The organism is Vibrio genomosp. F6, assembly GCF_005146325.1.
In the GTDB taxonomy this organism is placed as follows: domain Bacteria; phylum Pseudomonadota; class Gammaproteobacteria; order Enterobacterales; family Vibrionaceae; genus Vibrio; species Vibrio cortegadensis.
On the sequence record NZ_SYUT01000124.1, the window covers coordinates 1,055 to 2,488 of the forward strand.

3 protein-coding genes are annotated in these 1,434 nt (G+C 40.5%); 1 reads left to right on the forward strand and 2 read right to left on the reverse strand.

What is annotated here, in order from left to right; all coding sequences use genetic code 11:
• The first annotated feature begins 152 nt into the window (after positions 1-152).
• On the forward strand, positions 153-725 hold the full coding sequence (locus tag FCV43_RS20005; RefSeq protein ID WP_136996167.1) for a hypothetical protein: 573 nt from the start codon (positions 153-155) through the stop codon (positions 723-725).
• 91 nt (positions 726-816) lie between these two features.
• On the opposite strand, the gene FCV43_RS20010 is transcribed toward FCV43_RS20005, so the two are convergent.
• Both FCV43_RS20010 and FCV43_RS20015 read right to left on the reverse strand, forming a co-directional pair.
• Entirely contained in the window at positions 817-1,077 is a 261-nt protein-coding gene (locus FCV43_RS20010) for a Txe/YoeB family addiction module toxin (protein WP_136996168.1), read from the reverse strand.
• Positions 1,074-1,325: a type II toxin-antitoxin system Phd/YefM family antitoxin gene (locus tag FCV43_RS20015; RefSeq protein WP_113796440.1), complete on the reverse strand. Its 252-nt coding sequence runs from the start codon at positions 1,323-1,325 to the stop codon at positions 1,074-1,076. Before FCV43_RS20015 ends, FCV43_RS20010 begins: the two co-directional genes overlap by 4 nt.
• Between the last annotated feature and the right edge of the window lie 109 nt (positions 1,326-1,434).

Consider the following 1,434-nt stretch of genomic DNA (forward strand, 5'->3'; position numbering starts at 1 on the left):
CAATTTAAGAGTGACTCCTAACGCTTGGCGAGTTCACTCCGGTTTGAAATTTGTGTTTACGGTGCAATGGTTTAGTTTGGGTGTTATAGCGTTGTCGCACCTTAATTGGGCGTTATAACTACTTGTTGAATTAATCAATTACCGGAGGGTTTATGGAGCCTTGGAGTTCTTTTGCTACAATTTTGGGTTTGATTTCTGCGTTTAAAGCTGAGGGTCGAGCTCGTGATGGTGATGAATATAATGATCTCGTACAATGGCTTGCTGATAAAAGGCATAACTCTTTAGTTGAAGAGCTGAACAATAATCAAGTTCTGTCGCTACAGATTAAGCTTTTATTAAATCGAAACCATGAAGAAGTGCTAGCAAGCTTATCAAAATTAGATAACCTTTTAATGCAAGTCGCCTCTCAGGTTGAAGGCTTTCAAGGTATTGTAAAAGCGATAGAACCTACAATCGAACTATCTGAACAATCTATTGATATTCTTCGACAGTTCGAATCTTCCGGCGCATCTAAATTTTTAGAAGTTAAAGCTCTTAAAGATACTACATACATGTTTCTAGACGCTTCAGGGAACTTGAGTATCAGCGAGCCTCGCTTTATCGAAGATGATCTTGAGCAGCTATGCCGCCTTGGGTTGCTGTTACCGGATTACAATAGTAAAGGTGACCGCATCTTTAAAATTACTAGGTTAGCTATTTCTTTTCTGGATGGGGTGAAAAAGTAGTTATAACAAAGCATTTAAGAGTGATTCTCAACGCTTGGCAGTTTCGCTCCGCTCAAGTATAGCCAAGCGTCGCTCACACCTTAATGCGGCGTTATGTGCCGTAATGGTATCTAACTTGAGCAATGAGGATCGTGTCCTCTTGATATTTGTACACAATCCTGTGTTCATCGTTTATGCGTCGAGACCAGTACCCTGAAAGTCCATGTTTTAGAGGCTCAGGTTTCCCAATTCCTTCATAGGGCGATCGCTGGATATCTTTTATCAAAGTATTTATTCGCTTTAGAACTTTTTTGTCGGTGGTTTGCCAGTACAGATAGTCATTCCAAGCTTTGGTCGCAAAAGTTATTTTCATTCAATGAGTTCTCGTACTTCGCCTTTGCCTGATTCTAATTCTGATATTGAATCAAGTAAATTTCTAGCATTAGCAGGGGAGCGGAGTAAGTAAGTTGTTTCTTCCATCGCCTTGTAGTCTTCGAGTGAAATCATCACAACAGGCTCCTCACTTTTGCGCGTAATAATAACAGGTGCGTGGTCGTTGCAAACTTTATGCATAGTACTTGCTAAATTTGCGCGAGCTGCAGTATAACTAATAGCGTCCATTGGTTACTCCAAAGTGTTCATGTACGTAATTGAGTACAGTGTAGTCTAATGGCACATAACAAGCAATTTAAGAGTGACTCCCAACGCTTGGCGATTTCACTCCGGTTTG